The 15,034-nt window shown below is 57.4% G+C and carries 17 protein-coding genes; 10 read left to right on the plus strand and 7 right to left on the minus strand.

Translation table 11 applies throughout. The features are described 5' to 3' along the window. Positions 1–45: 45 nt before the first annotated feature. Complete coding sequence (locus tag AC13Q5_RS24575) at positions 46–999, plus strand: aliphatic sulfonate ABC transporter substrate-binding protein (protein ID WP_488503467.1); 954 nt, start codon at positions 46–48, stop codon at positions 997–999. Between the two features lie 46 nt (positions 1,000–1,045). Here the strand turns inward: AC13Q5_RS24575 and AC13Q5_RS24580 are convergent, their stop codons facing one another. After that, positions 1,046–1,780 carry an SDR family NAD(P)-dependent oxidoreductase gene (locus tag AC13Q5_RS24580; RefSeq protein WP_488503468.1) on the minus strand — a complete coding sequence of 245 codons (735 nt, stop codon included), beginning with the start codon at positions 1,778–1,780 and terminating at the stop codon, positions 1,046–1,048. A gap of 101 nt (positions 1,781–1,881) precedes the next feature. Between AC13Q5_RS24580 and AC13Q5_RS24585 the strand changes: the two genes are divergently transcribed. From AC13Q5_RS24585 to AC13Q5_RS24595, 3 genes are all read left to right on the plus strand, one after another. Beyond that, positions 1,882–2,808, plus strand: a complete 927-nt coding sequence (locus AC13Q5_RS24585) for a LysR family transcriptional regulator (protein ID WP_488503469.1) — start codon at positions 1,882–1,884, stop codon at positions 2,806–2,808. 98 nt (positions 2,809–2,906) lie between these two features. Continuing rightward, a complete protein-coding gene (locus AC13Q5_RS24590; protein ID WP_488503470.1) occupies positions 2,907–3,317 on the plus strand; it encodes a hypothetical protein in 411 nt (136 codons plus the stop codon). A 342-nt stretch (positions 3,318–3,659) separates the two neighbouring features. Next, the gene (locus AC13Q5_RS24595; RefSeq protein ID WP_488503471.1) at positions 3,660–4,187 is read left to right on the plus strand and encodes a GNAT family N-acetyltransferase; all 528 of its coding nucleotides are present in this window, start codon (positions 3,660–3,662) and stop codon (positions 4,185–4,187) included. 210 nt (positions 4,188–4,397) lie between these two features. On the opposite strand, the gene AC13Q5_RS24600 is transcribed toward AC13Q5_RS24595, so the two are convergent. Further along, complete coding sequence (locus tag AC13Q5_RS24600) at positions 4,398–4,781, minus strand: hypothetical protein (RefSeq protein WP_488503472.1); 384 nt, start codon at positions 4,779–4,781, stop codon at positions 4,398–4,400. Between the two features lie 622 nt (positions 4,782–5,403). On the opposite strand from AC13Q5_RS24600, the gene AC13Q5_RS24605 reads away from it, so the two are divergent. After that, positions 5,404–6,174, plus strand: coding sequence for a Crp/Fnr family transcriptional regulator (locus tag AC13Q5_RS24605; RefSeq protein ID WP_488503473.1), 771 nt, complete (start codon positions 5,404–5,406; stop codon positions 6,172–6,174). 86 nt (positions 6,175–6,260) lie between these two features. On the opposite strand, the gene AC13Q5_RS24610 is transcribed toward AC13Q5_RS24605, so the two are convergent. After that, entirely contained in the window at positions 6,261–7,163 is a 903-nt protein-coding gene (locus tag AC13Q5_RS24610) for a LysR family transcriptional regulator (RefSeq protein WP_488503474.1), read from the minus strand. Positions 7,164–7,247: 84 nt separating this feature from the next. Between AC13Q5_RS24610 and AC13Q5_RS24615 the strand changes: the two genes are divergently transcribed. The 5 genes from AC13Q5_RS24615 to AC13Q5_RS24635 all read left to right on the plus strand — a co-directional run bounded on the left by AC13Q5_RS24615 (position 7,248) and on the right by AC13Q5_RS24635 (position 11,697). Beyond that, complete coding sequence (locus AC13Q5_RS24615) at positions 7,248–7,682, plus strand: PACE efflux transporter (protein ID WP_075854689.1); 435 nt, start codon at positions 7,248–7,250, stop codon at positions 7,680–7,682. 280 nt (positions 7,683–7,962) lie between these two features. Beyond that, positions 7,963–8,988 carry an ABC transporter substrate-binding protein gene (locus AC13Q5_RS24620; RefSeq protein ID WP_488503475.1) on the plus strand — a complete coding sequence of 342 codons (1,026 nt, stop codon included), beginning with the start codon at positions 7,963–7,965 and terminating at the stop codon, positions 8,986–8,988. Further along, a complete protein-coding gene (locus tag AC13Q5_RS24625; protein WP_488503476.1) occupies positions 8,985–10,025 on the plus strand; it encodes a FecCD family ABC transporter permease in 1,041 nt (346 codons plus the stop codon). Before AC13Q5_RS24620 ends, AC13Q5_RS24625 begins: the two co-directional genes overlap by 4 nt. Beyond that, entirely contained in the window at positions 10,022–10,783 is a 762-nt protein-coding gene (locus tag AC13Q5_RS24630) for an ABC transporter ATP-binding protein (protein ID WP_488503477.1), read from the plus strand. Before AC13Q5_RS24625 ends, AC13Q5_RS24630 begins: the two co-directional genes overlap by 4 nt. Positions 10,784–10,929: 146 nt before the next feature. After that, on the plus strand, positions 10,930–11,697 hold the full coding sequence (locus tag AC13Q5_RS24635) for an SDR family NAD(P)-dependent oxidoreductase (RefSeq protein ID WP_488503529.1): 768 nt from the start codon (positions 10,930–10,932) through the stop codon (positions 11,695–11,697). A gap of 103 nt (positions 11,698–11,800) precedes the next feature. On the opposite strand, the gene AC13Q5_RS24640 is transcribed toward AC13Q5_RS24635, so the two are convergent. The 4 genes from AC13Q5_RS24640 to AC13Q5_RS24655 all read right to left on the minus strand — a co-directional run bounded on the left by AC13Q5_RS24640 (position 11,801) and on the right by AC13Q5_RS24655 (position 14,984). Beyond that, positions 11,801–12,790: an NAD-dependent epimerase/dehydratase family protein gene (locus AC13Q5_RS24640; RefSeq protein WP_488503478.1), complete on the minus strand. Its 990-nt coding sequence runs from the start codon at positions 12,788–12,790 to the stop codon at positions 11,801–11,803. Positions 12,791–12,805: 15 nt separating this feature from the next. Beyond that, the gene (locus AC13Q5_RS24645; RefSeq protein ID WP_488503479.1) at positions 12,806–14,014 is read right to left on the minus strand and encodes a glycosyltransferase family 4 protein; all 1,209 of its coding nucleotides are present in this window, start codon (positions 14,012–14,014) and stop codon (positions 12,806–12,808) included. 263 nt (positions 14,015–14,277) lie between these two features. Further along, complete coding sequence (locus AC13Q5_RS24650; protein WP_457882042.1) at positions 14,278–14,721, minus strand: type II toxin-antitoxin system VapC family toxin; 444 nt, start codon at positions 14,719–14,721, stop codon at positions 14,278–14,280. Further along, a complete protein-coding gene (locus tag AC13Q5_RS24655) occupies positions 14,718–14,984 on the minus strand; it encodes a type II toxin-antitoxin system Phd/YefM family antitoxin (RefSeq protein ID WP_075854696.1) in 267 nt (88 codons plus the stop codon). Before AC13Q5_RS24655 ends, AC13Q5_RS24650 begins: the two co-directional genes overlap by 4 nt. Between the last annotated feature and the right edge of the window lie 50 nt (positions 14,985–15,034).

The following is a 15,034-nucleotide window of genomic DNA, read 5'->3' on the forward strand; positions in this document are numbered from 1 at the left end:
TTCATCGCTTCTCAGCACGCCATTTCGGCAGATCGGAACAGCAAAATGATCACCAAACGCCAATTCTTCATTGCCATGGCGGTAACGGCCGCAATCGCGAGCCTTGCACCTGCCGCCCAGGCAGCCGATCAGGTCGTGCGCATCGGCTGGCTAAGGGGGCCGAACGACATCACGCTCGCCAAATCACGTGGCACGCTTGAAAAAGCACTCGCTGAAAAAGGCATCAAGGTGGAATGGGCCGGTCCCTTTCCTGCGGCCGCTCCCGCCTTCGAAGCCCTGAATGCCGGCAGCATAGACATTACGGCCGGCAGCTCGACATCCGCAATTGCGGCACTTGCCGCCAAGATTCCGCTGGTCGTCTTCGCCTATCAGAAGATGGCACCGGGATCGGAAGGCATTGTCGTCAAGAAGGATTCCAGCATCAATTCGATCAAGGATCTTGTCGGCAAGAAGGTTGCAGTCAATCGCGGCGGCACGGGCGAATATCTGCTCATGCAAGGTCTCGCGACCAATGGTATCGACCCGAAAAGCGTGGAGCGCGTCTATCTCAGCCCAAGCGACAGCGGCCCGAGCTTCACGCAAGGCCATGTCGACGCCTGGGCGACTTGGGATCCGTTTCTAACGATTGCCGAGAAAGCCTATGACGGCAAGGTTGTTGCCGACGGCACCGCCATACGCTCGGACAATGCCGTCGTCCTGGTCGCAAGCAAGGAGTTCGCCCAATCCAAGTCTGACCAACTGCAACTCGTCTTCGACGTGATCAAATCGGAAAATGCCTGGGCAATCGCCAACAAGACCGAAGCCGGAGCCATCTGGGTCAAGGAAATGAATGTTCCGGCCGACCTTGCTCAGAAAATCGGCGAAAACAATGCTGTACCAACCACTGCGGTCTCCAAGGCCGATGCCGATCAGATCACCAAAGTGGCCGAGTGGTACGCCAGGAGCGGCATCATTCCGACCCTTCCTGACGTCGCCTCGGGCATTGTCTCGCTCAAATAGGTGGCAAGAAGCGATACTTTTTCCAATCCCTACCACGTCGCTGCGGTCACCCCATTCGCCACCCGCCGTTCACTGAAATCACGGTTCCGGTGACAAATGATCCCGCCTCCGACGCAAGCCAGAGTACGGCACCCGCAATGTCGGCCGGGCTACCCGCGCGGCCTATCGGAGTTGCGGCGATGATCTCTGACACACGATCATCCGGCCAGCTCTCGGTAAAACCGGTGCCTGCGATGAAGCCGGCCGCTATTGCGTTTGCGGTGATGGCGCGCGGCGCAAGTTCGCGCGCCAGAGCGTAGGTCAGACCATGCAAACCAGCCTTGGCGGCGGCATAGGCCAACCCTCCGGCTCGACTTCCTCCCGTTTGCGCACCGATCGAGCTGATATTGATGACGCGGCCACCAGGACTGGCAAGCTTCGGCGCCGCGATCGTGGTGGCAAGGAAACTGCCCTTCAAATTGGCATCGACGACAGCGTCCCAATTCCGCTCTGCTTCGTCAGCCTGGGTCGCAAGGCTGACAGGGAGAACAAAGCCTGCAGCATTCACAAGAACGTCTATGCGACTGAAATCCGCAAATGCGCTTTCCACTTCGCTTCGGTTACCAACATCGGCACGACGCCATTGCGTGAACGGGCCTAGACGATCCGCAGCCTGTACAAGCCGGTCTTTATTGCGTCCCACGATCACCACTGTGTAGCCGGCTTGCACCAACGACTGGGCGATGCCAAATCCTATCCCGCTTGCACCCCCGGTCACGATTGCAATCTGCGTTTCTGTCATGCCGACATCTCCTTCGCGCATCGATTTCAAAAAGGATGAGCCAGGCTTCTCAATATGTCGAATACACTTTATCGCATCGTTTGATATGATATATGTATCACATGCTCAGCCTTCGCCAATTCCAGCAATTCCTTGCAGTTGCCGAAACCATGAATTTTCATCGTGCGGCGGAACGCCTCAACATGGCACAGCCGCCACTGACGACAGCCATCCGTCAAATAGAGGAGGAAATCGGCGTACGTCTGTTCGAGCGCACCAACAGGATCACGGGCCTAACCCCAGCAGGCGAGATCTTCCGTGAGGAGGCACGGCGGACCATAGCTCAGGCCGAACGTGCTGTGGCTTTGGCAAAACGTGCCGGCGAAGGCATCATTGGAACGTTGCGCATCGGTTTTGTCGCCAGCTCCATCCACCATCTCGTGCCGCAAATCGTCGCCGAGTTTCGAAAGGCCTATCCCTTGGTCGCGCTGGAATTGGAAGAGGCCACATCCGCACGGCAGCTCACCGCGATCACGGCGGACCGGATGGATATCGGCCTTGTGGCGTTGCCAATCCCTCCTGACAAGAAAACCCGTGTATCGACAAGCGTTCTGCCGCAAAGCCGGCTTGTTGCCGCGATTCCGGCCAGCCATCCTTTAGCATCGGCACCGTTGCTTCCCCTTGCGGCCTTAATAGAGGAATCGTGGGTTCTATTTCCAGAAGGCGAAGGTCCGGGGCTTCATTCCGCAATCATGCGGGCATGCGCCGAAGCAGGATTTTCACCGCGCGTCGGTCAGCGCGCCGTGCAAATGGAAACGATAGTCGGTCTGGTCGCCGCAGGCCTCGGCGTATCGTTGGTGCCTGAAGCATTTCTATCGTCCAAGCGGGAGGGAGTAATTTTTCGGCATCTCGATGGCGTGGGCACGCCCATACCCTATCAGCTAGGTTTCGCGTGGCGGAGCGAACAACCTTCACCCGTCCTATCTTCTTTTCTGCGTTTCCTGGAGCAACTCAGGCAAGGCGGCTTTCTTTCGCTGGCAGGAGCTTGATCATTCCTTGCCTCCTCGAATTCAAATCGCCACCGGCTCTCTTAGTCGTGACAACCCGAGGAAGATCGGAGTGACCCCCTAGGGCTGGACCACGGGACATGGAAAAACTGATACGCTCTATGGGCCTCAATCGGAGAAGGCTCGTGAAGTCCCGAGGATCATATCGACGGCACTCGACACCGTTCGAGTTGCAGCTTTGCCAGGATATTCGAAGCGGCGTCATCGGACGGCACGATGTCTTTCCAGATGTTACAACAGCGGCGAGTCGTTCGATATCGCCCGAATTTAAACTTCCTGCTTTTCGTCGCCCGAACAACGATACGACATGGTTACGAAGCCGTGCCAAGATTTCGGATTTGGTTCTTGCGTTGGTCGGCTCGCCTGGCCGCCAGCCTCAGCCGGATCTTCACCGGCGCGACGCTTCCAAGTTTGGCTTTGGCAATTTTTCTAGCTTACTCAAGGGTAATCACACCAAAATGTCTGATGGTCAGAATGCGCAGTGTCGCTGATCGACCGCCACCATCCGTTCGATACTTAATGATGAAAGCTTTGATGCCTGTGAGGGCAGCGCGAAGACCAAAATCGGAAAGCTCGATATCTCAAATGAGATAGCGGTCATGATCGGGACAAGCTGCATCAGTGACGCGGTTGGTTAAAACACGGTACTTCGCCTGCCCATATTTCACCTCTAGGACCTTGAACGAGATATCACCACGATCAGAAATTGGAGAATAATGGTAGCGGAAAACGCGCCGGTACATCAATACAACATATTGATATAGTTCATAAATCAACATAGCAGATCATTATAGAATAGTCCAAGTCCGTTCGAATATGGAAGGCGAAGTCATATGAAGAAAATCGGATCGCAGATCGAAACGCCACGGCTGCTGCTCCGTCCTTCGCTTCTATCCGATACCGCCGCCCTATTTGAATTTCTGGGCGACAAGGAAGCCATGAAGCATACCCATATGGATGCAACACCTGTCGCCTGCCGTCGCCGGATCGCCGTTCACGAATGGCGCCGCCGACGCGACGGATATGCACCCTGGACCGTTATCAGAAAGGATGATGCAAAAATCATTGGCTGGGGCGGCCTGTACGACGATCCCTTTGAGCCAGGCTGGGGTTGCGAAATCGGATACTTCTTCCGTCGGGACGCCTGGGGCTACGGATATGCATCGGAGCTGGTCGCGGTGGCGTTGCATCGGGCAGACTGGGAACTGCGGATTCGAGAAGTCCGTGCCTTCGCCCACCCTGAAAATGCGGCCTCAAGGAAAATCTTGGAGACGGCAGGCTTCAGGACGGTTCGCTTCGTCCCAGAAATGAACCGCCTGCTCCTTTCCAGACCCAGACGAGAAGATAACACAGCCGATTGAAGCCAATGAAAGGCGTATCTTCCATCTGGAACGCGCAGGCAGAAGTTGCGAATGCCTGGCGGCTCCATCGCTCAAATCGGCAAATTTATTGCGCAATTCCAACGACCCGGACGCCTCGACCGGATGAGGAAGGTCGAGGCGTCGAAGGAAGCCGTGATCGCAGATCAGGCCACGATCATTCCGCATGTGCATATTCGGCGAAAGCAAAGCCTAGTGGCGGTCGTGGCCATGACCGTGGTCGCCATGATGCTCCGACGAGCTGGACGACGTCGATGGCGCACTCACCCCGACATTGCCTGAGTCAATCAGGTCAGCGGAGGATGCGGTGCGGTCAAGGAGTGCGTCGACCCGATTCAGATCGCCCTCGCATCGTCCCTCCTGCCGATTGTGATGGGCGTCCATCGCGGCGGAATAAAGTCCCATGGCTTCGCTCTTCTGTTGCCCCATCGGAGCATCTCGCAGCTCCGTTCCGGTCAGTTGAAGACCTTCCACGCAGCTCAACGCGGCAAAGCTTGGAACGGATGAAGCCGCAAGAGCGGCAAAACTCGCTCCCAGGACAGCGAAAACGATCGTCGGTTTGGGCATTCTCAACATTGCAACCTCCATCAGAAGCGATTGCCGGTTCTGCCGAACGGGCACGATCTCCGATTTGTGAAAGCCCGGCGGTTTCTGCAACGCCGGCATCTGACAGTCTGAACCGCTTGGGATAGGCCCGATATGATCTGGATCAATGCATTCAACCTTTCGGCTGCATCGATCTAGGCAAATATGTCAGAAGTTGAATTTTCTTTTGCGACCAAGAAAGACGCGATTGCCGCAAGGATGGTGATTGGTCTTGGCGTGCTGCCTACCAGGGGACGAAGCTACCGTCAGCTTAACCTTTGTTCCCAATATGAAATTTCGTCCGGGCAATTACCAAAACGGGGTACGCTTGCGCATATCATCCCCCAATGGCATCCAGTTATTTCCCGTGTGGTCTTTTGCCATTGCATGGGAGTTGAACAAATCATCACAACTGTTTCACTAAGAAGTGCTTGGCTCGTGATACCGATCGCCCGCTGCTCATTACCCTGCTAATATGTTGTAAGATTTCAGGAAATCCTCAAATCTTCCCGGAAAGCGCTGCCTGCTTCTCGCCAATTGTTAATCCGAGTTAAGTTTTCGAAAAATACTCTCCATTATAATATTCTTCGCCGGGGGAGTGTGTCGATCTCGAATGCTGGAAGCATCCTATATGCCGCATGATCTACTTCCACCTGGCAGAAAGTCCGGCATCCCTTCTGCCACGACAAGCCAGAATATGTATCACCTATCCCTGCATATGTCCTACTTGACTAATGGTAGAGGGGCACTGGATGCGCTTGTCACTCGCAAACGCATCTGCATGAAAGGATGTGATATCATCCACGAGGGGAAGGAAGGTCGAAGCGCGTATTTGATTTATAGTGGCTGGGCCTGCTCTTATCGGCTCTTGCGCAATGGAACACGACAGATCATCAATTTCCATGTGCCAGGTGATCTGTTGGGTATTAGGCGACTTATATCCCCCAATTTCGACGATAACCTTTGCGCCATAACATGTATTGAAGTAGGAGAGATCGACATTGATAGCCTTTTAACGATGCTTTGTACCGACAATCGCCTTTCCATGTCTATTCTTTGGTCTGCATTTCGAGAGGAGGCCATCGTAGCCCAACATCTGGTTGATATCGGGCGACGCAAGCCCATCAATAGGGCCGCACATTTTTTTCTCGAACTTGGTGCCAGATTGAACCTTGCCGGCTTCGGCGCGAAGACTGAATATGATTGTCCCTTGACGCAATCTCTGATCGCCGATGCACTGGGGCTGACCGCCGTTCATTTCAATCGCGTTCTAAAGCAGCTGCGCGAGTTGAATGCGATGACATTTCATAACGGGCGAGTGGAATTTCTTGATGATCGAAAGCTGGAGCATCTGGCGGATTTCGACTCGTCTTACCTGCGATAGCCAGCGCGCGATATCGGTCGATTACGCCTGGCTATATGGTATGGACAGCTAAGCCGCACGCTGGAAAAAGGGGCTCCGGACGCTGGCTAGGCAATCTCGGGCTTTCGATAGTCGATGCCGTTTGCTGCAAATCGTTCCCGAATCCATTTCGCCGCCGGGCCGGCCGGACGTTGTTTGTGCCACACGAGTTCGAGCGCGACCGGATGAGCGCCTTCGTCAAACTGAAGCACCGGCATCGCCAGTCTGGAAGCCAGGGGTGAGTTTTCCAGAATATGGGCAGGGATCAGCGCCCAGCCGATCCCCTGCTGCAGGATCTGCAAGATGACCCAGTGGCTTTCGACCCACCATACCTCCGCGGCAACGCGCAAACGATGAGTTTCCGTGCCGTCGCTTCGCTTCGTCACCATGATCTGACGGTGACGTTTGAGCTCTTCCCAGGTAACGGGAGCCTGCGCCAGGGGATGGTCGCGGCCGCAGACCAGAATGAGGGGAACCCAGCCTATGGTGTGAAAGCCGAGCATGGACGGAAGATCTTCCTGCCGCCATATCACGCCGAGATCGGCCTTGCCATCGAGAACGAGACCAACGACATCCTTGGTTGGCGGAAACAACAGTTCCAGTTCGACATGCGGGAAGCGGTTGGCAAAGGCGGCAAACAGCGCCCCGGTCGATGGCTCGGGATACAATTCGTCAATCGCGACGACAAGCCGCGTCTCGACATGCTCTTCGAAGCTTCTTGCAACGCCGATCAAGTGTTCGCGACGATCAAGAAGCAACCTCGCCTCCGGCAGCAGCCGCCTGCCTGCCACAGTCAATGTCGGATTCCGTGTCGCCCTGCTGAAAAGCTTGACGCCGAGATCATCCTCCAATGTCGAGACGAGAAGGCTTACAGCCGACTGCGCCTTGCGCAGATGCCGCGCGGCCGCCGAAAACGACCCGGTTTCGACGGCGGTGACGAAGGCTTCCAACTGCTCAAGCGAAACGGTCATCTATTCGAATTTCAGATACTATTTAACTTTAACTATGAGGAATATCAGATAGAAACACCGTCGACAACAACAGAGGACTTTGAAATGCGTAGCTTCAAGGACCGCGTCCGGCATGCGGTCATGTTCGAACTCATCGGTCTGGCGATCTTTACGCCGGGCGCCGCTTTGCTGTTCGATCAGCCCGTCGAGCATATGGGCGTTGTCGGCATCATCTCCGCCACGGCGGCGACGGTGTGGAATTTCATCTATAATCTGGGCTTCGATAAAGCGATGATGCGCATCCGGGGCAGCGTCCAGAAGACCATCCCGATCCGGGTCGCCCACACCGCTTTGTTCGAAGCGGGCCTGATCATCGTGCTCATTCCCTTCATCGCCTGGTATCTCGGGATCAGCCTGATGGCGGCGCTGGCGATGGATATCGCGATCGTCGCGTTCTACCTGGTTTACGCCTTCTTCTTCAACATCGCGTATGACCGCGTATTTCCCATTGGGATGCTGCCATTACCACGGGCATCCTGAAGACCCGAGGCCCCCTCGTCCCGAAACCTGATCAGCGCACCGCAGTGGTGCGCCGGCTTCAGCATGACGACCGGAGCCTCCGACCTTTGCACATAGTATAGACGCGTGCTCTGTCACCCGGCGCGCTTCATGCAGCTCTCGTCGGGAAAATGCCCAACGAGAGCCTTTTGGTATAAAGAAATAATATGACTGTTTTCCTCTTGTTTGTGACCCGCTGGCAAGGCTATATCGCGCGGCGCTTTCATCCGATCGCGCTGACAATAGCCATCGGGATATTTTCGTGACCATATTGAAATCAGTTTTGACCATTTCAGCTCTTTGCGCGGCGCTCGGCTTTGCCGCAACCACGGCCTCCGCCGCTTCGACCAGCTATCCCCTGACCATCGACAATTGCGGCGTCAAGGTCACCTTCCAGAAGGCTCCGGAGCGCGCGATCGGGCTCGGGCAGAATAGCGCCGAAATCCTTCTCCTGCTTGGCCTTGAGGGCAAAATGGCCGGCACCGCCTTTTGGCCGAGCAAGGTCCTGCCGCAGCTCGCCGAGGCCAATGCCAAGGTCAAATTGTTGACCGTCGAGTTCCCGACTTTTGAATCGATCCTCTCGGAAAATCCTGATTTCGTCGCTGCCGCCCTGCCGAGCCTGATGGGACCGAGCAGCAAGGTCGCCAAGCGGGAGGATTTCGAAAAGCTCGGCATCCCGACCTATCTGTCGCCGAGCACATGCCTCAGCACCGCCGTGGTCAAGGATCAGTATGGCAGCCGCCCCCAGCTTTGGAACATGGACCTCCTCTACAAGGAGATCGACGATCTCTCGCAGATCTTCAACGTGCCGGATCGCGGGCAAACCTTGATTGCCGATTTCAAGGCGCGTGAAGCGGCTCTGCGCTCCACCGTATCCAAGGATGGCAAGCAGCTCTCCTATGTCTTCTGGTTTTCCAGCCAATCGCCCTCTTCCGACGCCTATCTCGGCGGCAAGAACAGTGCATCCGGCTTCATCGCCGATCTGCTTGGCGGCCATAATGCGATTACTGCGGAAGCTGAATGGCCGACGCTCGGCTGGGAAAGCATCATCGCGGCCAATCCGGATGTCATCGTCGTCGCCAGCCTTGACCGCAATCGCTGGGAACTCGACAAGCCGGAAGCCAAGATCAAGTTTCTCACCACCGATCCCGCCGTCAGCCAGCTCCCCGCGGTCAAGAACAAGGCGATCGTCGTCATGGACGGTCAGGCCATGAATCCGACCATCCGGACGATCTATGGCGCCGAGCAGGTCGCCCAGCAACTCAAGACGCTTGGTCTCCTGAAGTGACCAACACATACCGAGCCGTGAAGCAGCTGGCCATTCTCGGCCTGCTGCTTTTTGCCTCTCTTGCGGCGATCAGCCTGACGATCGGTGTCAGCGTCGGCATCGGCGACCTGCCAATCCCGCTTTCAACGACTTTCTATGCCATTACCAACAGGCTGGGATGGACGGGTGTAGAGCTTAACCGCATCCATGAAACGGTGATCTGGGACTATCGCCTCAGCCGAGCACTGGTGGCCGCTTTCTGCGGAGCAGGGCTGGCGCTCTCCGGGGCGATCATGCAGTCGCTCCTCCGCAATCCGCTTGCCGAACCCTATGTGCTCGGCATTTCGGCGGGCGCTTCGACCGGCGCCGTGGCCATCGTCATACTCAATATCGGCGCCGGCGCGGTTTCGCTTTCGGCTGGCGCCTTTGCCGGGGCATTTGCGGCCTTTGCCTTCGTCGCTCTACTTTCAAACGGGACGCGAGGCGGTGCCGATCGTACGATCCTTGCCGGCGTTGCCGCCTCTCAGCTCTTCAACGCTGCGACCTCATATGTCGTGACGACGTCGGGAAACGCACAGCAGGCGCGGGATGTGATGTTCTGGCTGCTCGGCAGCTTCGGCGGCGTCCGCTGGCCGGAATTCATGCTCGTGGCGACCATTATCGGCTTAGGACTCTTGGTCTGTCTGCTCTATGCGCGCGTCCTGGATGCCTTCGCCTTTGGCGACGAGGCCGCCTCGTCTCTCGGCGTCAATGTCGGGCGGGCGCGGATCGGGCTCTTCGCATTGACCGCGATGATGACGGCGACGATCGTGAGCATGGTCGGTTCGATCGGCTTTGTCGGCCTCGTCGTGCCGCATGCGGCGCGCTTCTTCGTCGGCCCGCTCCATATCCGGCTGCTGCCAGCCTGCGCCATCGTCGGAGCGATCTTCATGGTGCTGGCGGATATCGCCTCACGCGCCCTCATTCCCCAGCAGGTTCTGCCGATCGGCGTGGTCACGGCTCTGGTCGGCGTTCCCTTCTTCTCGATCATTCTCTACCGGTTTCAGCGCGCATCATGAGCATCAAGGCCGACAACATCATCTGGAAAATCGGCGCAAAGACCGTACTCGACGGGGTCTCTTTCGAGGCACCCACGGGCAAGATGCTCGGTCTGCTCGGGCCGAACGGCTCCGGCAAGACATCTCTCCTGCGTCTGCTTGCCGGCTTGAAACGGCCGAATTCCGGTCGCATCACGCTCGAGCAGAAGGATCTGCAGCGAATGTCCCGCCGTTCGATCGCAAGGCGCGTCGCCTTCGTCGAGCAGCACAGCACCACCAATGCCAATCTCAAGGTCATCGATGTCGTAAAGCTCGGCCGGTTTCCGCATCGATCGATGTTTTCCGCCTGGACATCGGCAGATGACGAGGCGGTCGAAGACGCTCTTGCGCGTGCCGGCATGAGAGAGAAACGCAACGACCGATGGCAGAGCCTGTCGGGTGGCGAGAAGCAACGCACCCACATCGCACGCGCACTGGCACAGTCGCCGAAGGAACTGATCCTCGACGAGCCGACCAACCATCTCGACATCCAGCATCAGATCAGTCTGATGCGACTGGTTGCCGGACTGCCCGTCACCAGCATCATCGCTCTTCACGATCTGAACCATGCCGCCATGTTCTGCGATGAACTGATCATCATGCAGCATGGCAGGATCGTCGCTTCCGGCACGCCGGAAGACGTATTGACCCAAGATCTGCTCGAAAATGTATTTGCCGTTGAGGCAAGGGTGGAAACCTCTCCTCACCACTCCCGGCCGCATATTCACTATCTGCGATAACGGGAAATCCGGAACCGGTGCCCGATTGTCCTTGCTTGCGAATGGAACGGAGCGCATCTTTCGCAACGATCTCGGCAGGTTCGAGGATGTGAACGGCAAAGGACCGCATGGCGTCGGTCTCAGGCGTGCGGCAGATGGGGGAATGCGTGACGGACAGGCTCAAGGGCAAGATTGCCATCATTTCAGGCGGCGCAACCGGTATGGGCGGTGCGGCGTCGCGCTTGTTCGCGGCGGAAGGTGCGAAAGTCGCGATCATCGACCGAAACGGCGATGCCGCGGCAGAGACCGTGCGCGCAATCCGCGAAACCGGCGGCACCGCCGATCATTGGGTCGCCGACGTCTCGGACGAAGCGGCCGTCAATACCGCGGTCAAGGGCATCGAGGACCGCTTCGGCGCCGTGACCGTGCTCTTCAATCACGCCGGTACCATCGTCATCAAGCCATTCCTCGAAACGACGCTCGAGGAATGGGAGTGGCTGCACGGCGTCAACGTGCGCTCGATGTTTCTCATGACCAAGGCGGTACTGCCGGGCATGATCGCTGCTGGCGGCGGCTCCATCGTCTGCACATCGTCGATCTCGGCGGTCGCGGCGACGCCGATGGAAGTGCTCTACGATACGACGAAAGGGGCGGTGCACATGTTTGCCCGTGCTGTTGCCGTCGAGTTCCGCGACCGCAATATCCGCTGCAATGCCGTATGCCCCGGCTTCATCCGCACGCCGCACGGCCTGCGCGAGGTGGCCGAATTGCAGGCGCTTGGCGTCGATGTCTCGGACGAAGCAATTGCAGCACAGCAGGGCCGGATTGGCGAGCCCGAAGATGTCGCGCGTGCCGCCCTCTATCTGGCCTCGGATGAATCCAATTTCGTCAACGGCATCCACCTCTTCGTCGACAACGGGTTTACCGCCATTTGATCGCAAACAGCGGTATGCTGGTAGCTTTACGCATGGCTTCATTGTCCGGGTATCCTTGGCCACCTATGGCCTGGCCCCAAACACCGGTATGATTGGTGATGGGTCACATGGCGAGTGCGTATGGCGCCTGCTCAGCCTGAAGATAAGCAAGCATCCGCGCAATCCCTTCCTCCAGGCCGACCAAGGGGGTCAGTCCGTAGGAGCGTTGCAGGGCCGTGTCGCCGCAACGATAGAAGACACCTTCCGGATGGTTCGATCGGCCTGTTACGGCTGGCTGCCAGCCGATCTGCCGGCTAATCGTCTCGGCCAGCGCGATGAAGGAAGTGGCAATGCCGGTCGATAGATTGAGGCTTGCCCCGTCGGGAAGCAGCTCCCTCGTTTGCCAGATGAATTCGATGCAGTCCGAGATATGGATAAAATCCCGGCACTGATGACCCGAACCCCATACGAAGACCTCGGACGCACCCTTTTCCGCGAGCAAGCGCCGACAGATCGCCGGAAAAGGATAGGTAAGATCCTGATCTTCGCCGTAACCGCTGAACGGTCTGTAGGCGATGGCACGTCGGCCGTAGCGCTCGACATAGAGCTTCATCAGATATTCGCCGGTCAATTTCGCCCATCCATAGCTGAGATCGGGGACACCGACGGCGGCGTCGAAATTGATCATGTCCTCCGACAGCAACTGATGATTGGCGACGGTTTGTAACGACACCGGATAGGCCGCACTGGAGCTGAAGAATATCACCGAACCGGGTTTGGCGCGTGATGCCCACTGCCACAGTTCCGCATCGACCGCCAGATCCTCGGCGACGTCGAGCGCGCGCGTCTCGAGCATCAAGCGACCCCCGACGAGCGCGGCCAGATGGAAGACATAGTCGAAATGCTCCGGAGGGCGCGAGAAGAACGTCCGGCAATCCTCTTCATAAAAGGTGAAGCGGGAACGCTGAAGCCGCTGCCACAGTTCCGGATGCAGTGCACCCGTTCCCGCGACCAGTGAATCGACGCAGACGACATCCAAGCCCTCAGCAAGAAGCCGCCGGACAAGATGCCGGCCTACGAAACCGCAACCACCAGTCACCAATGCGCGTGCCATTGTCTCCCCCAACCCCTATGCAGAAAAATCACCCCGCCCCAGATAGATATCCACCATGCGCCGCCCCCATTCCGCTCTGCTCGGCGCGATACGACGGCCAAGGGCCAATGCCCCTTCGCTCAGCCGTCGCATCAAGTGGTCGTCATCCGTCGCCACCAGCTTCTCAGCCAGCGAATCCGCGTCGCCACTATCGAAAACGAGACCGGCGCCATTCTCCTCGACCTCCGTCGCGATCAGCGCATTGCTGCTGACGATGACCGGGATGCCGGACATCAACGCTTCAGCGGCGACCAGACCATAAGGCTCGGGCATGCGGGACGGCATGACGAAAACGCGCGCCTTGCAGGCGATCTGAGTTACCTCTTCATCGCTTAGCCAGCCAGGCACATAGCAATGCGGCAACAGCTGCTGCATCTCGGCAAGCAATGGCCCACGCCCGATCAGCGTTGCCGTCCTACCCGTCCTGTTGAGTGCATCCGCCAAGGTGTGAACCCCTTTTTCCCAACACATGCGGCCAAGGAAAACAGTGCGGCGGTTGCGCCACGCCTCTACCGGCGCCGGCGTCAATGGCTGCGTTGGCGTGCGCAGTGTCGTGAAATGCCGGAAGGGGCCGGTGCGCAGAAACGCCTCCATGCTTTCGTGCGCAAGCACGATACCCACCCGGCTCCAAAATCCCTCACCGACACCCTGCTGCGTCAGGGTGCGACGGAAACGCCAAAGCTTATGGAGATAACTGCGCTTGTCGCAATTGGTCGTCAGACAGGCGAGAGACAACGGCTTGATGTCGCAGACCTCGCCGCTGCGGAAATTGATAAGTCCCCCATTTGGACAGGTCAGGAAGAAATCATGCGCCGTGACGATGACTTTGACCTGATGCCGGGCAAGCGCATAGAAAATCGAGGGCGAGAGGATCTGCGACCAGCCGTGTACATGAACAACGGTTTCCTCATCCGACTCCCGCAACAGGCCCTCCATCGCCTCATAGGCTCGACGGTTGTAGTTCTTCGCAAGGATATCAACGGTCGCCGGGCCTTCCCGAAGGGGGCGTTCACCCAGCGCGACCGTCCGGATACCGGCAAAGCGTGGCTTGAGGCCTTCGCCATCATCACCGACTAGTATGGCGCAGGTCAGCCCGGCATCCCTGCTCGCCTCAAGACATTGCAGCGCCACCTTGGTTGCGCCACCGCGAACGGTCGAAACATCATTGACAAGTATGAGACGCATGAGATCAGCAACTCGCCCGCTTGCGTTATCCAGGCGCGGCGAAAGAAATCATCCCCTTACGTTTCGCGCCCTATATATAAGGCGCCCTAACCCAACAGCTTTTCAATTCATCCATTCGCACGAGAGCATCCCGCTTTCAGGTTGAATCCGCAGGATCTCATCGATGCAGGAGAGGGAAATGCCGGTAGCGTATGCTTACAGATCTATGTGCCTTGGCTTCGCCATTCGCGCGGTTGTCAGAACAACCTGTTCCAACCGAAACGTTAACGCATAACCTGGTCCGGTGACCTGACGGGAACATCGAACGGCAGGAAGTGTTTGAGATTGGCGGTAATCACGGTGAGCTTATGAATGCTTGCAGTTCCCGCGATGATCGCATCCGCCGCGCCAGGACTATGTCCGGCAATGACGGCCTTCGCCTCAAGCCTTCCGGATTCAAGAGCCACATCCTTGTCAACGGGCAGGATGCGATCAGCATATCCGGCGATCAGGCCTTGCAGCCACGTATGAATCCCGGCCGCCCTTGCCTTGGCGCCCTTCGCCTCCAATAACCGGACGCCCTTTTCGATCTCATGGATCGTCAGGACTGAAAGGTAAATTGCGTCTTGCCGATCCTGTTCATCCACCCATTCGGCAAAATTGTTTGATGCACTTGCCTTGGACGGAGCGAACATGGAGATCGCGTTGGTATCGAGAAGAAAGCTCACAGATCGACCTCGCGAGAGGGAGCGGGATTCCTGGAGAAAACGTCATCGATTGGATCGAAATCAGCAGGAAAGGTCTTTAGATACTGAATGAGGCTGGGGCGGCCCTTCCGGATCACCTTTTTCGCCTCCTCGGCTGCCTTCACACTGACAACGACGGCGGCAGCACGCCCGTGGCGCGTAATCGTCACGAACTCGCCGGCCGCGGCCTGATCGACGATATGAGAGAACGATGCCTTGGCATCCTTTAAGCTGATCGTTGTCATGGCAAGCTCCTAAAAGAGGTCACTTATGACTACTTTTAGGAGTGTATTTG

The organism is Martinezella sp. CNPSo 3964 (assembly GCF_057784375.1).

Excerpts from the sequence above, each read along its gene's own strand:
- AC13Q5_RS24645 (WP_488503479.1), bottom strand. The coding sequence starts at position 14,014 with ATGCGTCTCATACTTGTCAATGATGTTTCGACCGTTCGCGGTGGCGCA.
- AC13Q5_RS24580 (WP_488503468.1), bottom strand. The coding sequence starts at position 1,780 with ATGACAGAAACGCAGATTGCAATCGTGACCGGGGGTGCAAGCGGGATA.
- AC13Q5_RS24595 (WP_488503471.1), top strand. The coding sequence starts at position 3,660 with ATGAAGAAAATCGGATCGCAGATCGAAACGCCACGGCTGCTGCTCCGT.
- AC13Q5_RS24605 (WP_488503473.1), top strand. The coding sequence starts at position 5,404 with ATGCTGGAAGCATCCTATATGCCGCATGATCTACTTCCACCTGGCAGA.
- AC13Q5_RS24640 (WP_488503478.1), bottom strand. The coding sequence starts at position 12,790 with ATGGCACGCGCATTGGTGACTGGTGGTTGCGGTTTCGTAGGCCGGCAT.
- AC13Q5_RS24630 (WP_488503477.1), top strand. The coding sequence starts at position 10,022 with ATGAGCATCAAGGCCGACAACATCATCTGGAAAATCGGCGCAAAGACC.
- AC13Q5_RS24610 (WP_488503474.1), bottom strand. The coding sequence starts at position 7,163 with ATGACCGTTTCGCTTGAGCAGTTGGAAGCCTTCGTCACCGCCGTCGAA.
- AC13Q5_RS24615 (WP_075854689.1), top strand. The coding sequence starts at position 7,248 with ATGCGTAGCTTCAAGGACCGCGTCCGGCATGCGGTCATGTTCGAACTC.
- AC13Q5_RS24655 (WP_075854696.1), bottom strand. The coding sequence starts at position 14,984 with ATGACAACGATCAGCTTAAAGGATGCCAAGGCATCGTTCTCTCATATC.
- AC13Q5_RS24585 (WP_488503469.1), top strand. The coding sequence starts at position 1,882 with ATGCTCAGCCTTCGCCAATTCCAGCAATTCCTTGCAGTTGCCGAAACC.
- AC13Q5_RS24590 (WP_488503470.1), top strand. The coding sequence starts at position 2,907 with ATGGAAAAACTGATACGCTCTATGGGCCTCAATCGGAGAAGGCTCGTG.
- AC13Q5_RS24600 (WP_488503472.1), bottom strand. The coding sequence starts at position 4,781 with ATGTTGAGAATGCCCAAACCGACGATCGTTTTCGCTGTCCTGGGAGCG.
- AC13Q5_RS24575 (WP_488503467.1), top strand. The coding sequence starts at position 46 with ATGATCACCAAACGCCAATTCTTCATTGCCATGGCGGTAACGGCCGCA.